This window comes from Bacillus sp. OTU530 (genome assembly GCF_038440375.1).
In genome coordinates this window covers 18,908-37,666 of record NZ_JASATP010000038.1, presented here as the reverse complement: position 1 = coordinate 37,666, position 18,759 = coordinate 18,908, and the positions used below count along the sequence as shown (strand labels likewise).

Below are 18,759 nucleotides of genomic sequence, written 5' to 3'. Positions count from 1 at the left end.
AAAATATTAACTTCCACTTGTCATATGTTAAACGAACATTCGATTATAGTCAATATATATTTTTATCAGAGAGAGCATGTTTTTTATACAATGGAATTAACTAATATTTAACCATTTGCTCCCTCTGAACGAAAAGTTTCAATAGAATCGATTTTCAAGCTTTTATAGCATCCCAACTCATACGAATAATTTCATCCATTTTTTCCTGATTCAATTCAGAATTTCCATTAAAATGTTCTTTAGCAAATTCAATGACCGGTCTAAAAGTAAAGATAACCAGCAGATTCGTATCAACTTGTTTAAAAACATGTTGCTGCTTCCCTTTTTCAAATAAACTATTATAGAGCGGTTCAAACAATTCTATACTTTCTTCAAGAGAGATTTTGTGAAGTAGGGGTGAATTTTGAAACTGCTCAATAAACAAAAAGTAATCTTTATTGGTCAAGATAAAATGAATAAATTTTCTTAAAGAAGTTTCAAATGCTATTTGTAATGGAGTTGAATCATCGAAATTGTTGAATATTTCTAGACTCATCTTCTTTTTGACATTCAAAAATAATTTATTAAGCAAATCCTCCTTATTTTCAAAATAAACGTAAATAGTTGAAGCAGATACCTTGGCTTTTTTAGCGATCTTCGACATAGAAACTTCGGCAAGACCCTGTTCATTTATTAACTCTATTGTTGCATTAAAAATGCTTTCGTTTTTGTTTTCATCTTTATGTCTCATATGCCATACATTAAATGAACGTTCGATTAAAGTCAAGTGGTTCTGAAGGACAACTATATTTACAATCAACAACTATTCTTATTAAACTAACCCGCTAGCCATCCATGCAGCACAAAATCAGTGTTGCGCCACAAATATGGATCGGCTTTTTCATAACTTTGTGAAGAAATGTACTTAAACTAATCTGCCAGTTAGCTTAAGTACATTTCTTCACAATCTTCACGATACAATAAAAAATGTTATTCAACAATCGGCCCTTTAGCTGAATAAAGGAGGGGACGGTGTTCCCTCAGATTTTTTTATAAACCTCTGCATAAGCGACTTTCAATTGCTCACGCAATTGCTTGTTCTCATCTTCTAATTTCTTGATTCTTCGCTTCAACGATTCAATGATGGCATCTTTGTTGTTGTCATTCATCTCCCGTTTGATTTGTTTCGAAGTCGGCACTTGTGCTTGTTGTTGCCTCAGGGTTTCGATTCGATCACGCAGCTCCTGGTTGTTGTACAGCGTCGCTTTCGCTACACCAGCTTCGTTCGCTACGCTATTGAAATTGATAGGCTTATTGGCTCGCACGAGCCTTTGGATGGCTTTATCGACCTTTTGAGCGGAGGAAGCCTTCCTTGATGCGTGAATCGCTTTTAACTGTTCTTTACGGTCATAATTAGCCATTTCTCACACCTTGCTTTCGTTTCATTCGTTCCATTCTGCCAAAGATAATGTTTCCTTCTGTGAGCTTGCTTAAAATTTCTTCATAACGCTTTAAATTCTTGAGACTCTTCTCCACAATGTCTTCACGCCCATATTGTTTTGCCACTTCAATATTTCTGGCCGTCCTTTTGATGTGATCTTCATATTTCCCTATATCGAAATCGGAAAATCCGATGGCTAAATCTTTACAAGGACTGCCTCCGTTACACGTTAAACAAGGAGCTTCCTCCATATAAGGACAACTGCCGCTTAAACGAGCGTGACACGTTCCATAGTTGTTTTCCATCGCATTCAGTTTATGGTCCTGCCAGAGAGCGTGCAGAATGTCCTCGGGGATGTCTTCGCCCGCCTTGATTGCCTGCACCTCACCATTCCGGTCGAAGCTGAACACCCCTTGGCTGATGACCGATTCAAATGCTTTTCGCTTCGTGTCATCCAACAGCTTGGCATACCGCAAGGTCATGTCAGGGTAAGCATGGGCTAACAATTCTTGCACAGTCAGAATATCCGCACCGCCGTTCAACATTTTGACCGCGTAAGTATGGCGGAACTGATGGGGCTTGAAATGAAACATATTTCCTTTCTCGTCTACGATGTTTTTCTCGTTTGCCAAGACATTCAGTTTTGCTTGAACCCAAGCTTGGGAATAAGGTCTTCCTTTCCGAGAACCGTGATAGCGAACGAAAATAAACCCTTCCGGGTTATTGTCTTGATTGCTGTTCTCTTTGGATTTGTGAATGAGAACCGCCAAGATGTTTGCCATTTCTTCATCGATTGGGATTCGATGTCCCTTCACATAGGTTTTTTCAATATCTGTCACAATGGAATATTTGCCGTTCAGCCGTTCCAAGCAATCAGAGGTTAAGCCCAATACGTCTGAGATCCGCAGCCCCGTCTTGTAAGCCACCCATACGACAGGGATAACGTCTTTGTGTAAATCGTTGATGTACGTAAAAAGTTGTTCCAACACAAAATCAGGAATGTAATCAATTTGGTCAACGGACTTCTTCCTCAGTTTCGGTTTGTCTTCAGGAAAAAGCAACAATTGTACATGGGTTTCGGGCGCGATGTCATATTCATATCGCTGGATGTCTTCGAGAAATTGTCCCACATAAACTAATGTGTTTGATATAAAATGTTCTGGATGTGCATTTTTCTGTTTTACATTGCTCTTGGCATATTCATGTAACCATTGGATGTATTGCTCCATATGAGAACGCTTCAAGCCTTTCAAATTCTCCCAAGTAGGTTCCTGCGAAAATACAAAAGACAGAAATTTTGATAAATTATGTAAGTAGCTTTTTGCTGAACTCCATGAGAATTTATTTTTACTGAGTAAGCGTTGTTTGATATATTTTTTTATCTGTTTGCACACTTCCACTTGTTCAATTTTTGTGAAATTAAGATAATAATCTGCTTTGCTTTTGTTATAAGGAATCCCATATTGATCATGCAATACCCGCACATCCCATCGGTCTTTGTCCCATTCTTCACGTACGTCTGTCAACGCAAAGAGATTGGAGTGGATGAATCGTAAAAAGGTTGCTACGGCTGTTTTCTTTATGTACTCGCCATACGTTATGTCCTGCGTAGGTCGCTGTGTTGAAACCCCTTGCTCCTGTAACCAAAACCACCATTCCCGTTCCGCTTGGTTGATGTCCAAGTCAAGGAGAGAGGGAAGGGCAGTGTATTTTTCGTTGAGAAACGCTGTCAACTTTCGCAAGTTCGTTGCTTGTCCCTTAAACACGTGGCTCAACATCCATTTGTCGTTGAATAGTTTCCGGTAACACACATACTTCACTTCCAGGTTGACAGTCGGGCTGGTAATCTTAAAATGTACATTTTGATTTGGGCCCGCATAATTCTCCGCCATCTTCTGAAACTGCGGAATATCACCGATAAAGCCACTAATCCAAACGTCGTTGACCAAGAAATAGGGGTCTTGTAGGTAACGGAACCATCATCTTGTATCGTCTTCACAGGATAACCTGACAGCTCGCGCTGCAAGCGCTCATGGAATCCTAATTGTTCTGTCCTGATTTGCTGTGTTTGTCTCATTCTCCCCCGCCGTTCTGTCGTTGGATTTGAAATGCGCTCTGCGCCTTCTCCCAATCCTTACGGATTTCTTCGTCCGAAGGATGAAGGTACAGGTTCATCGTCGTTTGGATTTGCGAATGCCCCAGACGCTCTTGCACCTGTTTGATATCTTTTGTCTCCTGGTAGTACATCGTCGCATGAGTGTGTCTGAACAGGTGAGGGTGCACGTCAATCCCTGTTTTCTGCCGCAACCGCTTGAACAGGGCTTCTACGTCCCCATATGTCATAGGTTTGCCCGCATTCTTCCCACGCAGCTTGACGAACACGAAGTTGGTATCCATGTCTAATTCGTCGATCACTTCATACAGGTAATCGTCGTACAAGTCCATGAGGGATTGCGACACGAAGATCTCCCGTTCCCCTGTTTTCAGCTTCGCGCCATTCTCCAATTCCCCACGGTCCGTCAGACGAATGCGATGCCCTTTTCCATGGTCAAACTGGAAATCCTCCAAGAATAACGAGAGCGTCTCTCCGATCCGCAATCCTGTCTCGAACAATAATTGGATGAGGAAGGTGTCCCGTATATTCGTTGTTGCCGCCAAGACTTGTTGCACCTGTTCCTTTGTGAGTGTTTGTATCTTCTTACGAGGTTCTTTTACCTTCAGCACATTCCGTATGGACGGCTTGTCCTTATTGATGTGGTGAAGAAGACTCTTATATCGTGTTCTTCCACCTGTGAAAACTTGCCGCATGAGTTTTTCGTCCATATAACGCAGCAGCTCTTCGTTACGGTACAGATAGTCATAGAAGTTTGTGACAGTGGTGACCGTCAGGTTCACCGTCTTCTCCGTTTTCTTTGCCTGCTCAGGTCGAAGGGACGTCACCTTGGTACTCTCATATGGACTTCGAAGCCACCCCACAAATTCCGCCAAATCCTCCAATCGGATCTCCCTATAATCCTTCCCTGTCTCCTGTAAGTACAGGAAATACTGCTTTAACGCATAACAGTACGTCTTCTGGGTGTTGCTACTTTTCCCTGTGGCATCCAAATACTTAAGATACTTTACCACAGGGATCACAGGAATGCCTTCCGAATCTATTAATATGTATCTCTTGCCATTCTCTAAGATCACCTCTTGTACACGCACAACTTTTCACCCCCTAAAACCTTTTTACGCTTGGTCTGTCGACCTCGCTACGCCTCCCGCTGTGAGCTACGTCCCCTAACTCATAAACAAACATACATGCTCTTATCATTCATATACATGATAGACTATCTTTTCAATGTCTGGTTATAGAGTATATCATGTAAGAAAAAAGAGGATATACTCCCTATATTGGACATAGTATCCTCTTCTAATTATAGTATGTTTAAATATGATTGTCCCCCAGCAACTAATTACGTCTTTATACTGTTCAATGGCGGGATTATAAACGTCACTAAAATTAAAGCAGCCTTTTTGATATTTGAAAGCCTACCAAAAGCGTATGTCCTGTGCAGGGTACATTTCATTTGTCCCGTTATCAATAAATAGGGGATGCCAACACCAACATATCCGCAGCTAATATTTCGGGGTAGATGGCTTGCATATCATCCTCCTAAACACATTTCCCATTTTCTTTCGTGCGGCAATATTCGCAGGCTTTACATACGTGAATTTCTTGGAATGCCACCCTCTAACCGTCACTATGTGGCCGGATTCCTCTGCTCCCTTTTGAAAAGAACTAACGAGCCTTGATGTATTTCCGTTTTTACGCGGGCTTCAATTCAGTACTAATATGTTCATAAAACTTCACTTCTCATATTCTATTTGTGCGGAATATAATCCGCTGGTGACAAAGCAATCATCCTCTGTTCCATTTATGCTGTTTATGAATGCATGATACGGATGCACCATATAGGCTTCAAACGCCTCTTTATCCTTCAGATCTACAACCATCGTTACTGCGTTTTCGCCACCAACCCAGCCTGTATTTTTTCCTATTGTCAGATCCATGATTTCAGGAATATTATCCTTCATCGCTTTCAACAAATTTATTTCTTTATTCAGTTTTTCTTCTGTTATGCCTTCTTTAATTGGTGCAATAAAAATATGTCTAATCATTTTAATCCTTCCTTTAACTTGAATATTTTTAACTTAGTTCTTAAGTTGACGACATTGTCCGCACGGGAGTAAAAGACAATTATCTCGGACATAAACTCCTCACTTTTGACTTTTATCAGTCCTCGATCTTATATGCGTTCAGGAGCGTTTCGCCAAGGCCGTTTGCCTCGGGATCGTGAGAGCCTTTGCCCGTATCCATAAACTTTATTTTTTATAATTAACCAACTTGAACAGTTGGACGAATAATCATCTCGTTAACGGCTACATCGGAAGGTTGCTCAATAGCAAATGCGATGGCACGAGCAACGCTATCCGCATCAATTGCAATTTTGTAAAATTCATATAATCCTGCTTTCATCGTTGGGTCAGTTGTAGTTTCTAAAAGTTCACTGGTAACTGCCCCAGGAGAAATATTTGTCACACGGATATTTGTCTTGTTCATTGCTTCTTCTTGACGCAAGCCTTCAGAAATGGCTCTTACTGCAAATTTGGTACCACAATATACCGTTCCGCCTGGGTAGATATTATGTCCAGCTACAGAAGAAAGATTGATAACATGACCTGATTTGCGCTCTCTCATAGATGGAACAATAGCAGCAATAGCATATAGAACACCTTTGATGTTGACATCAATCATCTTATCCCACTCATCAACTTTATTCTCAGCAAGAAAAGCCCGTGGCATGATTCCGGCGTTGTTGACTAGTACATCAATTTTTCCAAACTCTTTAAGAGCATATTGGGCTAGTTCTTCCATTTGCTGACGAGAAGTTACATCGGTCACTTTATAAATAGCTTGTCCGTCGTTATTTTGAATTTCAGCTTGCAATTTCTTTAAACGGTCATCACGACGAGCAGCTAGGACCAATTTTGCACCTTTAGATGCAAGTTCTCTTGCAGTGGCTTCTCCAATACCGCTAGAAGCACCCGTAATAACGACAACTTTATCTTGAATATTAGACATAATAAATAACACCCTTTCTTAGTTTTCAGGAATAATTTCATTAATACAATTTAATGCGTTTAGTGTTCTCGGAAAGCCCATATAGGGAATGCAGTGGGTGATGGCGGTGATTAAGGTTTCCTTGTCATTGCCAACATTTTTGTTCCCCTGCACATGTGCTTTTACTTGACCTTCTGCACCACCCAACGCACTAACGATACAGAGTGTCAACAACTCCCGTGTTTTCAAATCAAGCCCGCCACGGGTGTAGAAATCTCCAAAGCAAAAAGAAGAAAGATAATCCTGAATATGCTTTTGATTTGCTGGGGCACCTTCCCGCATCTTTGCAATGATATCTCCAAATATCTCTACTTGAGTTGCAAGACCTTTATCAAAACGATTGTCTTCTTCAACTTGTTTTTGGCTTTCAAGTGGTAATGTAATATTGTTGGATTTGAAAACCTCATTGACTTCATTTATGGCGTTTAGCGTTTTCGGAAATCCAATGTATGGAGCACATTGGTAAACCGCCTCCTTGATTTCAACCGGAGTCAGCCCAACATTCAGCGCAGCTTGAACATGAGCCTTTAATTGAGGTAATGTTTGATTGGTCGCAAGCACAACCAGAGTGATAAGCTCACGATGTTTGTCATCCAGATTACCTTGATAAAAAACTTCCCCAAAAATAAATCGGCTCAGGATGTCTTGAAAATCAGAGTCGGTAGCGTATGCGGCAGGTACTCCATTCCCAAATAGTTGTTTGTATTTTTCCTTGCTCTTTTCAACACGGTTCATATTTAGACCACCTTTTAGGACTTACTTTTCTATTTTGCTTAAAGTATCAAGTTAAAGTTACGATTATTCGAGAGAAAATTAAATCGTACTGAGGGAGCTTAGTAAAGGTTTCGAAAAGTATCGTTCTTGAACTGATAAAATAGTAGCTCATTCAGTATTACTACCCCAGCATTATCGGGTAGTTTAATTTAATATTCTTTTTAACCTTGCCTACTCTACTATTATCGTCCAAAAGAGCCTCAGCAGCTTACTTTTAAAGTTTACGCTCACTTGTGATATGATTCTCGGTACTTCCTTGTAATACAGTTTTATATGTCAAATTTAACGTTACCGAGGAATCTCACGTTTGCTGGATCGTAATGATCAAAGATAAGGTTTTTTTTCGTATCTAAAGTAGCAATCGTCTCCATATCCTCTTGGCTTAATTCAAAGTCAAAGATATTGAAGTTTTCAATGATTCTTTCTTTGTTAACAGACTTTGGGATCACAACAACTTCTCTTTGTGTTAACCAACGTAAAACCACCTGACTGACGGATTTATTATACTTTCCTGCTATTGATACTAAAACTTCATTTTGGAAGATGTTATTTTTCCCTTGAGCAAAAGGACCCCAGGACTCGATCTGAACATTGTTCTCTTTCATCAATTTTTCACTTTCAATTTGCTGGGTGAAAGGATGCGTTTCAATCTGGTTTACGGCAGGAATCACTTCATTATGATCCATTAAATCTATTAGACGGTCCATCTTGAAGTTACTAACTCCGATTGCCCTAATCTTTCCCTCACGATACAATTCTTCCATTGCACGCCAAGAACCGTATACATCACCAAAAGGCTGATGAATTAAATACAAATCCAAATAATCCACTTGTAATTTTTCTATTGATTTTGCAAATGCTTTTTTTGTATTCTCATAACCGGCATCCTGAATCCATACTTTCGTAGTAATGAATATTTCCTCTCTTGGCACACCACTCCGTTTGATTGCTCTGCCAACCGATTCTTCATTTAGATATGCAGCAGCCGTATCAATCAGACGATAGCCTGCCATAAGGGCATCATAAACAGCCTGTTCACATTCATTTGCATCTTCAATCAGATAAACACCAAAACCGAGAATAGGCATCTCCACACCATTGTTCAAAATTACTTTTTGCATATAAAATCCTCCTATATTCTTAAGCCTTAGAGTAACGAACCCATAGTTCAAGTTCATTTTTACACAATGTCTATTATCATTTTTTTAAAGTTACTGATCATATTTTTATAATTTTATTTGTGTTGCTTCTTCTAATTTGGCTAGCAGTTGATTTTGCAAGTCAATATTTTCTACTCTTTCATCATAACGAGAAAGCTTCTTATGGTAGTAATAATTCCCTGAGCTCAAGGCATTTTTATCCTCACCACTAGCTAGCCAAACCTGTGAGGAATAGCCACCTTCAAGAGAATCATTTGCGCCTGCACCACCCATGCGAGTTGGCACCCAGCCAGGATCAACTGCATTGACGAGCACATCTGGCCATAAACGACTGACCGCTTTCATCAGTAATAACAAGGCTAATTTGGAACTTGAATAATCTGTTCCTTGTTCTAAATGATCAATGTTCAATCTAGAACCGCGATGCATGCTAGATGAGACATAAATAATCCGTTTAGGTTTCTCAATAAGGCTAGTTAAAAGATAAGGCGCTTCAATATTCACTGTGTAGGTTAAACGAGCATCTGTCGTGTAAACTCCTGCATTATGAATAATGACATCAAATCGACCGAATTGATTGACTTGTTTAGCCACTGAGAGAATTTCTTCTTTCTTTCCTAGGTCTCCAATGACCACCTGAGTGGCACCAGGATTTTCTTTTAAAGCCTCTTTTGCACGAGCTTCATTGCGTGCATGTAAAACTACTTCATTTCCTTGAGCAATTAGCTCTTTTGCTGTCAATGCACCAAGACCTGTTGACGATCCTGAAATAAAAATTTTTGTCATTTTCATTCACCTCCAAACTTATTTTCCTGTTTTTAACAAATCCAACAAATTATCAATGAAGCCCCCACCTCCCTTTAGGACTCTACTTCTCATACAATCCTTTAATCAAGTCGCATCGTACAGGCGGGTACGTAAAGCGGACCAGATGATGAGTCCAACGAGGGTAATGACCAGGGCAGCGACCATAATCGCGGACCAACCGCCGAATGCCCAAAGTGGACCAGCAATGACCGAACCTATCGCACCTCCAAGAAAGTTACTCACTACGAAAGCCGTGTTCAGACGGCTTCGTGCAGAACCAGGAAGAGCGAGGAGACGGGTCTGTCCCAAAACCAGGTTGGTCTGCGTAGCGATATCTAAGACAATAACAACGATAATCAGTCCAATGATTGAATTTTTCAAAACCCAAGCCGCAATCAGTGACAATGCGAGTAACGCTAAGGCGCCTCCTGCAGCAGGAACGGACCAGCCACGGTCGTGCAAGACACCTGCACGCCTTGCAGCAAGAGCACCAGCTAAGCCAGCAAGTCCCAAGAGCCCTATCTGACCTGCCGAGTAAGAGAATGGCTCCGCTGTTAGCAGATAAGTTAATGATGTCCAAAACAGCGAGAACACGGCGAAGTTCGCTGCAGAAATGACCAACGTCGGAGGCACTGCACGATGACGTGCCACGGTTGTGAACACCGATCCTAAAAGACGTGGGTAGGAAATACGTTCGCGTGGTTCGAGTTGCGGAATAATTTTGTACAGTATGATAGCAAGAATAATTGCGACACCTGCTGCTAATCCATAGATCGCCCTCCACCCAAGAAGATCGGCTACTAAGCCGCTAATAGTGCGTGAAAGTAGAATACCGATTAGAGCTCCCGAAGCGACCGTGCTGACTACTCGTCCACGTCGCTCAGGCTCAGCCAGTTCACTGGCTAATGGAGTCAGAAGCTGTGCAGAGACAGTGGTCAATCCTAAGCCGCCGAGCGCTGCTAGTAGGACGGAGAACGTCGGTGCTATGGCGGAGACCATAAGCATCACTGCTGATAGACTCAGAATCAGTGGAATTAGCCGACGTAAATTAAGAACATCACCTAGTGGCACTAGGAGGAATATCCCAAGCGCGTATCCAAACTGGGTGACGGTTACCAGCATCGCAGCGGTCGATGATGAGACGCCGAGAGACGAGGCGATAATCTGGAACAGTGGTTGAGACAAATAAAGATTCCCGACTGCCAGCCCCGCGGCAATCGCGAAGATGATTGTTTTCGCCGGGGTCATCCGGCGGTCGGAGTTGGTGGATATTTTGGACATTATGAAACCTCCTAATAATCTAACGGCTGTGACAGCCTCGTTAATATACTGTCGCAACTGTTTATTTCACTTTTTTTAATCCTTCTTTAAGTTGCTTTCCTTATAAATTGCTTTACATGGCATGACTGATCATAAGAATTTATAATTTGAGCATTAAACAATTGTAACTATACAACCTTCGTGTTACACGAAGTCAATAATTTAAAATTCACTATTAATCTGAAATTTTTGAAAAGTAGTAGCAGAACAGATACGGAGAACCATATGCAGGTCTTACTATTTTCGAATTGTATAAATGAGAACGATAAACTAAAGATAGAGATTCCCTTCCATTTTCAGATGGTTGTTTTTGCATGGTACTTGTTTTTTATATCATCATCTCCTTGTTTTTAATTCACATTGATGATTTAAGCCACATCTGTGTATAATTATAAGCAGAAATAGAATGTTAACAATCACTAAATCACCACGATTTGTGTATTAGTGCACAGGTTGATTGGAATTGTGTATTTATTTTTAAGAAGGATGGGGGACTCTTACAATGTCTACGGTTGATAGAAGAATACTCAGATCTCAAGAAGCAATAAAAAAAGCTTTTATTGAACTGATGTCTGAAAAAAATTTTGATCAAATTACGATACAGGATATTGCTGACAGGGCCAATGTGAATCGAAGAACCATCTATCTTCATTACATGGATAAGTTTGATCTGCTTGATAAGCTCATTGAAGAACATATTAACGAACTACGAGAAATGTGTGAATCCGCAGATGAAACGGATGATTTAAATGCAGGTGTGAGCTGGTTCGAATACTTTGGACGCCATTATTCATTCTTTTCGGCGATGTTAGCCAGTAAAGGAGCCCCTTTCTTCCGTAGCCGGTTCCTTGAGTTTGTCATCGAAGTTATCAAGGATGGATGGAATATAACAGAAGGAAAAAATCGCGGTTTAAGCGAAGAGGTTATTCTTCAATTTTTCGGAACGGCTTACGTAGGGGTAGTGGAATGGTGGTTCAAGAATGAAATGCCTTACCCACCTCATGTTATACAAGAACAAGTGTGGATACTGCTAGATTCCATGGAAAAACTAGCTCAATTTAGTGAAAAAGAAATGGGATAAAAATAATTACAAAATTTAATCGATTTGTGCACTAATACACGAATCGTAGGAATTTGGTTATTGAAAGCGTTTTTTTACTGTTTATAATGATAGACAGATGCCCAATAACGAATAAAAATCAATAAAGGTGATACAGGATTGTTACTGGTCATGCAGGCAAAACCTAAATCGCTAAAATCGTGGACTTTTTATGTCTTATGGTGGACTTTTTATGTCTTACTGTGGACTTCTTATGTCTTCAATTTTAGTGGTTTAGGTTTTTCTTTTTTTTAAAAATGGAGGTGTATGGCAATGAGTTATGAAAACTAGGAGTGGACTTTTTACGTCTTCAATTTTAATGTTTAGGTTTTTCTTTTTAAAAAATGGGGGTGTATGGTAATGAGTTATGAAAAACTAGGAAAAGAAATAGTAGGGTTAGTCGGTGGAGAACAAAACATAGCTAGTGTTGTGCATTGTGCGACTCGTTTGCGTTTTAAATTAAAAGATCCTAAAAAAGCTAATAAGCAAACCCTTCAAAACTTAGATGAAGTTCTCAGCGTTGTAGAGAACGGTGGACAATTTCAGGTTGTAGTCGGAAGCCATGTGTCGGAGATTTATAAAGCAATTACAAAGATTGCGAATGTAGGTGTTGAAACAAAATCCAAAGATGAACCAAAAGGAAGTATTGGAACACAAATTTTTGGAGTTATTTCAGGTGCTTTTTCCCCATTGCTCGGAGCCTTTGCCGGTGCAGGTATGCTTAAGGTGTTGTTAAATATTTTATCAATGACTGGAGTATTATCAGCAGAAAGTGGAACGTACCATATTTTATCAGCAGCTGGAAACGCGGTCTTTTACTTCCTTCCAATCTTTCTGGGTATTACAATTTCTACAAAACTTGGAGCAAATCCTTACGTGGGCGGAGCCATTGGAGCTGCATTATTAGAGCCGAATTTTGCAAGCTTGTTACAGAATACGGGTGATGTCTCTGATTTTCTTGGAATTCCGGTTGTTTTGATGAATTATTCTTCTTCTGTGTTCCCTGCTTTTATCGCAATTGGTGCCTATGTTGTTTTAGATAGATTTCTTAAGAAAATCATTCATAAAGATGTACAAATGTTTTTGGTTCCAATGTTGTCATTAATCATCATCGTACCATTAACGGTAATTGCTTTAGGTCCTTTCGGTGTATATCTGGGTAATGGTATTGGACATGGAATTAGCTTTTTATCTACCAAAAGTGGAATCTTGACAGGTGCTGTAATGGGCGGCGCTTGGGCTTTCATCGTCTTAACTGGTCTTCACTGGGGATTTACACCGATTGTTATGGAAAACTTAGCTAATGGTGGAGATCCATTGCTTGCAATGGCAGCCGCCGCTATATTTGCACAAGTGGGACTGGCATTGGGTATTTTCTTAAAAACTAAGGACAAAACCATAAAATCATTTGCTGGATCTACGTTATTGCCTGGCGCATTGTCTGGGGTAACAGAACCAATTCTGTATGGGTTAGTTCTTCGTAACAAGCGCACTATTCCTTACATTGTAATAGCTGGAGTTATTGGAGGCGCAATTAGTGGTTCTGTTGGAGCAAAAGCAATGTCAATTGCGTTTCCATCTTTCTTAAGTATTCCAGCCTACTCACCATTGGTACCATATACTATTGCTGCGTTAATTTCTTTTGCTACTGCAACAATTTTAACTTTAATTTTTGGCTATGAAGATAAAAAGAAAAAAGAAGTTGAAGAAAACAAGGTAGAAGCCGGACAGCCAATTGGAAAACAAGAAGCAATTGTCAGCCCGTTAACAGGGGTAGTTAAGCCATTAGCAGCAGTGGATGATCAAGTGTTTTCATCAGGAGCTATGGGAAAAGGAATCGCAATCGATCCAACTGTTGGTAAAGCTGTCTCTCCTGTTAATGGTATTGTTACAACAGTTTTTCCGACAGGGCATGCAATTGGTATCACGTCAGACCAAGGTGCAGAAATATTAATCCATATCGGAATCAATACTGTCCAATTAGAAGGAAAATACTATTCACCGGTCGTTAAACAGGGAGATCGGGTGAAGCAAGGTGATCTATTAGTTAACTTTAATATTGAAAAAATAAAAGAAGCTGGGTATCCAATTACTACCCCAATTATTATTACAAATACAAATCATTATGTAGATGTTATTGAAACCAATAAAGAAACTATTCAGGCAAAAGAAGGTTTACTGACAGTAGTCATTTAATCGTCTTCTTTTAGAAATACGGGGAGAGACTTGATTACGTTTCCCCATATAAATTGCTTTAACTATTGTAAATAGATAGTAATTGAGGAGGATTTACATTATGAATTATGAAGACAAGAAATTTCCAGAAGGCTTCTTATGGGGTGGAGCTACCGCAGCAAATCAATTAGAAGGCGGTTTTCATGAAGGGAATAAAGGATTAAATATTGCAGATGTTCTACCAGGTGGAAAAGAACGACTTAGGTTATTACAGTCACCAGGCTTCAACTTTGAAATTGATACAGAAAAATATAGTTATCCGAACCATGAGGCGATCGACTTCTATCATCGCTACAAAGAAGATATAGCGTTATTTGCAGAAATGGGATTCAAAGTATACCGTATGTCCATCGCTTGGACAAGGATTTTTCCTAATGGAGATGAGCTGGAACCAAATGAAGCAGGTTTAGCTTTTTATGACCGTGTGTTTGATGAATTGCATAAGTATGGTATTGAACCAGTTGTCACGATGTCTCACTATGAAATGCCGGTAAATCTTGTGAAAGAATACGGCGGCTGGAGAAGTCGAGAAGTTGTTACGTTCTTTGAAAGATATGCAAAAGTAATTTTAAACCGTTACAAAAACAAGGTAAAGTATTGGCTGACATTCAACGAAATCAATTCTGGTCTTGAATTACCGATTCTGGGTCTTGGTTTTGCGATTCAAAAGGAAGAGGATAAATATCAGCCAACGTTCCAAGCTTACCATCACCAATTCGTTGCAAGCAGTTTAGCGGTAAAGGCTTGCCATGAAATCATTCCTGATGCAAAAATAGGGTGTATGATTATATATGCACCTATATATTCTTATGATAGTAACCCTGAAAATGTAATGTATACTCTACAAAAATCGCGCTTCCTTAATAATTTCTGTGGTGATGTTCAGGTAAGAGGAGAATATCCTGCTTTCATCAAGCGTTACTTTAAAGAACATAACATTAATCTTGAAATGCAACCTGGTGATTTAGAGCTTTTGAGAACTTATCCAGTTGATTTTATTAGCTTTAGTTATTATATGTCACTTACCGAAAGGAAAGAAAAGGCAGCTGCTGACATTGGGGAAGGAAATATTTTAGGAGGAATGAAAAATCCATTCCTAAAAGCGAGTGAGTGGGGATGGGAAATAGACCCTATCGGATTAAGAGTTTCCTTGAACGAATTATATGACAGATACCGTAAACCACTTTTTATTGTTGAGAACGGTTTAGGAGCCAAAGACAAGGTAGAGGAAGATGGCTCAATTCACGATGATTATCGAATTGAGTACCTCCGCACCCATATCGAACAAATGGCGGAAGCGATTGAAGATGGCGTTGAACTGATGGGGTATACTCCTTGGGGCTGTATTGATTTGGTCAGTGCTTCAACAGGAGAAATGTCCAAACGTTATGGTCTCATTTATGTCGATAAACACGATGATGGCAGCGGGACATTAGAACGAAAAAAGAAAAAGTCCTTCTTCTGGTATAAAGACGTAATAGCAACAAATGGGGAAAAATTATAACAAGCAAAATTTGATATTTACATCTTTATTAACCTTATTACCCTTGTTTTATAACGACTAATCTGAAAAACTCCCTTTCTTACTTCTAGAAGGGAGTTTTTAGTCTGTGGGGGATTGTGAATCATTATACTTAAGGTAATGGGCGCGTTTATTTAACAGCGTGATGCAGCTCTCTATATGCTTTTAAATTAGTAAGCGGTCATATACCTATTCAAGAGTATGGCCCTTTAAAGGAATAAAAACGAACTATTTTTTCCCTTCTGAAAGCTTTCGATATAAGGCCGACCTAGAAACATTCGTAATTTCACAAATTTGCTTTACGGTCATTTTGCCTTCTCGATAAAGATTTACTGCATAGTTAATCCCGGCATGCTTATGGTGATACTTTTTGACTCTTCCACGGTATTTCCCTTCCTTTTTCGCTAAATCAATTCCTTCACGTTGACGCATTCGAATTAGATCACGCTCTAATTGATTTACTCCACCCATGACCGTCATTAAAAATTGGCTATAGGGATTATCTTCCGATAGGTCTAACCATGTGTCTTTCAAGGACTTTAAGTTCGCCTTCTTTTGTTTAATGTAATCTACTAATTCAAATAGATCTCTTGTGCTACGAGTAATTCGAGTAAGGTCCGTAACAAAAATGATGTCCCCTTGTTGAAGGGATTCCAACATTTTTTGCAACTCTGGTCGATCCTGTGTCGCTCCAGACAGTTTCTCTTCAAAGATAATGTCCATTTCGATTTCGTTCAGTTGCTGAAACTGCCTTGCAGGATTCTGGTCAACAGAACTCACTCGTACATAACCGATTTTCCGGTTCTGGTGCAAAAATCACTCGTTAGAAACATAGAGTGTGAGTTTCCTTTAAATTGCTAACTTATGAAGCTAATCCAAACAATTTATGGATGAAGTCTTTTTGATTTTGGGCAGACTTCACCCCCTGATGAACCTGCTTCTTTTTCATCATATGCATGGCTTCTATGCCTCTCAGTATGTAAGTAGCTGTACGAAATGATTTCAATCCTAACATCGAACGAACTCGCTTTTTTATAAAACGATGATCCTGTTCTACGATATTATTGAGATATTTCACTTGTCTCATTTGGATGCCTTCAGGCATACGTTTCTCTTCTTTTAATTCTTGAATCGCTACAGGATAAGCTGGATTTTTATCCACTGTTATGACGCGGGGGTTACAAACATGAGAAGTAGCCAAGGCTTTCTTGAAAAAGCGCTTGGCTGCTTGTTTATCTCTTGATTCACTTAGATAAAAATCAATGGTATTCCCTTCTGAATCAACTGCACGATATAAGTACATCCATTGACCTTTTACTTTGATATACGTTTCATCGACTCTCCAGGAATCATTTGTTGGCTTAAGATGACGTCTTACTCTTTCATCTAATTCCGGTCCATATTGATGAACCCAACGCATAATCGTTGTATGAGCCATGGATAGGCCACGCTCCTCCATCATTTCCACCAAATCACGAAAACTTAAGTTGTACCGTAGGTACCATCTCACTGTTAACAAAATAATGTCAGGCTGATAATGTTTCCACTTGAACAAATTTTGCTTTTCCATACTGATCATGCCCCTTTTTTAGAGTAATAGTATCAGTATATCCAAGCTTTAGAGATTAATTGCAATTGCTTTGAGTTTTTTGCACCAGAACCAGAAATTGAGCTATTTATTAGGAGGTTATCAGTTTCAAATGTTTTAGAACAAGCCAATTTTCCAAAAGGAAATCAGCTTGTTCTTTTTTTTTGCGGGGTATTAGAATTTATTGACTCCCATTCTTTAGGATTCGTATCATCTGGGACTACACCATTGATAATATCAAGGTAGTGATTTGCTTTTTCTTCCATATATTTAGCTTTTTGTTTTGCCTCCTCTAACTGAGTCAGAGCGATGGCTTTTTGTTTCATAATGATTTCATAGCGTTCATGAATGGTAGAACGTCCTTCCAAACACAAGTCTACATAGGATTTAATGTCTTCCACTGACATACCACATTGTTTTAGATATTTAACACCTATAAGCCAACTGATAGATTCTTCATCAAAAAGTCGATTATTGTTTTTGTCTCGCTGTACACTTGGAACTAATCCTTTATCCGTATAGAAACGAACGGTATGTTCAGTCAGATCAAGTAGCTTGGACACTTCCTTCACAGTATGCATTTTAACCACTCCCTAAAAATTTTTTATTAAAACTTTTTAAAATCTCTTGCCTTCGTGTCGCTCGAAGGTGATAGGATTAGCATAGTTCAAGTTACTGAAATTGTAAATCACCAAGCATAGAAGACTAAATGGGATAAAATCAGTGATTTGAAATATTACATTTAAAATACTGGAGGAATTATATATGCAAAAAGTAATTTTAAACAACGGTGTTGAGATGCCTATTCTTGGCTTTGGTGTATTTCAAATTGAAGATCCAGAACTATGTGAACAGGCAGTTTATGATGCCCTTATGGCTGGTTATCGCTTGATTGACACAGCAGCAGCTTATATGAATGAAGTAGCAGTAGGCAGAGCTATCAAGCGAAGTGGTGTCCCAAGAGAAGAAATATTTATTACGACAAAACTTTGGATTCAAGATGCAGGTTATGAGAATGCCAAGAAAGGATTCGCAAAATCACTGGAACGATTACAAGTAGATTATATCGATTTGTATTTAATCCATCAGCCATTTGGGGATGTATATGGTTCTTGGCGTGCGATGGAGGAATTGTATCGTGAAGGTAAGATTAAGGCGATTGGAGTCAGCAACTTCTATCCAGACCGTCTGGTGGATTTGATTGATCATAATGAAGTAGTTCCAGCAGTAAACCAGGTTGAAACCCATCCTTTTTGCCAACAAATAGAAAGTCATAACCTTATGAAAGAGAACAATGTTCAGATTATGTCCTGGGGTCCGTTTGCCGAAGGAAAAAATAACATGTTCCAAAATGAAGTATTAGCATCAATAGCTGAAAAATACAATAAATCTGTTGCCCAAGTGATTTTACGCTGGTTAACACAAAGAGAAGTAGTCGTGATTCCAAAGTCAGTTCATAAAGAAAGAATCATTGAAAACTTTAATATCCTTGACTTTGAATTAAGTCAAGAAGATATGGAGACGATTGCTACTTTAGATACGAAAGAGAGCGTGTTCTTTTCACATAGAGATCCTGAATTTGTAAGATGGCTTGGAAACGTTAAATTTGATGTTTAATGTTATTTATCACTGAAAAACCGATTTTCCAAATTTGGAAATTCGGTTTTTCC

Annotated in this window: 16 protein-coding genes and 1 pseudogene; 4 read left to right on the top strand and 13 right to left on the bottom strand. The window is 39.3% G+C overall.

Translation table 11 applies throughout. The features are described from left to right. Window positions 1–154: 154 nt before the first annotated feature. The 10 genes and pseudogenes from AAHB12_RS22485 to AAHB12_RS22440 all read right to left on the bottom strand — a co-directional run bounded on the left by AAHB12_RS22485 (window position 155) and on the right by AAHB12_RS22440 (window position 10,606). On the bottom strand, window positions 155–730 hold the full coding sequence (locus AAHB12_RS22485; protein ID WP_251685875.1) for a TetR/AcrR family transcriptional regulator: 576 nt from the start codon (window positions 728–730) through the stop codon (window positions 155–157). Between the two features lie 289 nt (window positions 731–1,019). After that, window positions 1,020–1,400 (bottom strand): DUF6262 family protein, encoded by a 381-nt coding sequence (locus AAHB12_RS22480; RefSeq protein ID WP_342047192.1) that lies wholly within the window; start codon window positions 1,398–1,400, stop codon window positions 1,020–1,022. Beyond that, window positions 1,393–3,497 (bottom strand): annotated as a pseudogene (locus AAHB12_RS22475) (tyrosine-type recombinase/integrase). Before AAHB12_RS22475 ends, AAHB12_RS22480 begins: the two are co-directional and overlap by 8 nt. Beyond that, on the bottom strand, window positions 3,494–4,624 hold the full coding sequence (locus AAHB12_RS22470) for a tyrosine-type recombinase/integrase (RefSeq protein WP_342047191.1): 1,131 nt from the start codon (window positions 4,622–4,624) through the stop codon (window positions 3,494–3,496). The pseudogene AAHB12_RS22475 and the gene AAHB12_RS22470 overlap by 4 nt, the downstream one beginning before the upstream one ends. A gap of 645 nt (window positions 4,625–5,269) precedes the next feature. Further along, on the bottom strand, window positions 5,270–5,581 hold the full coding sequence (locus tag AAHB12_RS22465; protein ID WP_214809364.1) for a Dabb family protein: 312 nt from the start codon (window positions 5,579–5,581) through the stop codon (window positions 5,270–5,272). Between the two features lie 217 nt (window positions 5,582–5,798). Next, window positions 5,799–6,545 carry an SDR family oxidoreductase gene (locus AAHB12_RS22460; protein WP_342047187.1) on the bottom strand — a complete coding sequence of 249 codons (747 nt, stop codon included), beginning with the start codon at window positions 6,543–6,545 and terminating at the stop codon, window positions 5,799–5,801. Window positions 6,546–6,563: 18 nt separating this feature from the next. Further along, a complete protein-coding gene (locus tag AAHB12_RS22455; RefSeq protein WP_342047185.1) occupies window positions 6,564–7,319 on the bottom strand; it encodes a carboxymuconolactone decarboxylase family protein in 756 nt (251 codons plus the stop codon). Window positions 7,320–7,627: 308 nt separating this feature from the next. Beyond that, window positions 7,628–8,479 (bottom strand): aldo/keto reductase, encoded by an 852-nt coding sequence (locus AAHB12_RS22450; RefSeq protein ID WP_342047184.1) that lies wholly within the window; start codon window positions 8,477–8,479, stop codon window positions 7,628–7,630. A gap of 105 nt (window positions 8,480–8,584) precedes the next feature. Next, window positions 8,585–9,304 (bottom strand): SDR family NAD(P)-dependent oxidoreductase, encoded by a 720-nt coding sequence (locus AAHB12_RS22445; protein ID WP_342047182.1) that lies wholly within the window; start codon window positions 9,302–9,304, stop codon window positions 8,585–8,587. Between the two features lie 105 nt (window positions 9,305–9,409). Beyond that, the gene (locus AAHB12_RS22440; protein WP_342047181.1) at window positions 9,410–10,606 is read right to left on the bottom strand and encodes an MFS transporter; all 1,197 of its coding nucleotides are present in this window, start codon (window positions 10,604–10,606) and stop codon (window positions 9,410–9,412) included. A 541-nt stretch (window positions 10,607–11,147) separates the two neighbouring features. Between AAHB12_RS22440 and AAHB12_RS22435 the strand changes: the two genes are divergently transcribed. The 3 genes from AAHB12_RS22435 (at window position 11,148) to AAHB12_RS22425 (ending at window position 15,483) form a co-directional block, all read left to right on the top strand. Beyond that, a complete protein-coding gene (locus AAHB12_RS22435; protein WP_342047180.1) occupies window positions 11,148–11,726 on the top strand; it encodes a TetR/AcrR family transcriptional regulator in 579 nt (192 codons plus the stop codon). Between the two features lie 378 nt (window positions 11,727–12,104). After that, window positions 12,105–13,940 carry a beta-glucoside-specific PTS transporter subunit IIABC gene (locus tag AAHB12_RS22430; protein WP_342047179.1) on the top strand — a complete coding sequence of 612 codons (1,836 nt, stop codon included), beginning with the start codon at window positions 12,105–12,107 and terminating at the stop codon, window positions 13,938–13,940. A 100-nt stretch (window positions 13,941–14,040) separates the two neighbouring features. Further along, a complete protein-coding gene (locus AAHB12_RS22425; protein ID WP_342047178.1) occupies window positions 14,041–15,483 on the top strand; it encodes a glycoside hydrolase family 1 protein in 1,443 nt (480 codons plus the stop codon). A gap of 246 nt (window positions 15,484–15,729) precedes the next feature. Here AAHB12_RS22425 and AAHB12_RS22420 read toward each other — a convergent pair whose 3' ends face one another. From AAHB12_RS22420 to AAHB12_RS22410, 3 genes are all read right to left on the bottom strand, one after another. Beyond that, entirely contained in the window at window positions 15,730–16,314 is a 585-nt protein-coding gene (locus AAHB12_RS22420) for a recombinase family protein (protein ID WP_342047177.1), read from the bottom strand. Window positions 16,315–16,363: 49 nt separating this feature from the next. Then, a complete protein-coding gene (locus tag AAHB12_RS22415; protein ID WP_342047175.1) occupies window positions 16,364–17,071 on the bottom strand; it encodes an IS6 family transposase in 708 nt (235 codons plus the stop codon). Window positions 17,072–17,235: 164 nt separating this feature from the next. Next, window positions 17,236–17,670, bottom strand: coding sequence for a MerR family transcriptional regulator (locus tag AAHB12_RS22410; RefSeq protein ID WP_342047174.1), 435 nt, complete (start codon window positions 17,668–17,670; stop codon window positions 17,236–17,238). A 184-nt stretch (window positions 17,671–17,854) separates the two neighbouring features. On the opposite strand from AAHB12_RS22410, the gene AAHB12_RS22405 reads away from it, so the two are divergent. After that, window positions 17,855–18,706: an aldo/keto reductase gene (locus AAHB12_RS22405; protein ID WP_342047172.1), complete on the top strand. Its 852-nt coding sequence runs from the start codon at window positions 17,855–17,857 to the stop codon at window positions 18,704–18,706. Window positions 18,707–18,759 lie beyond the last annotated feature (53 nt).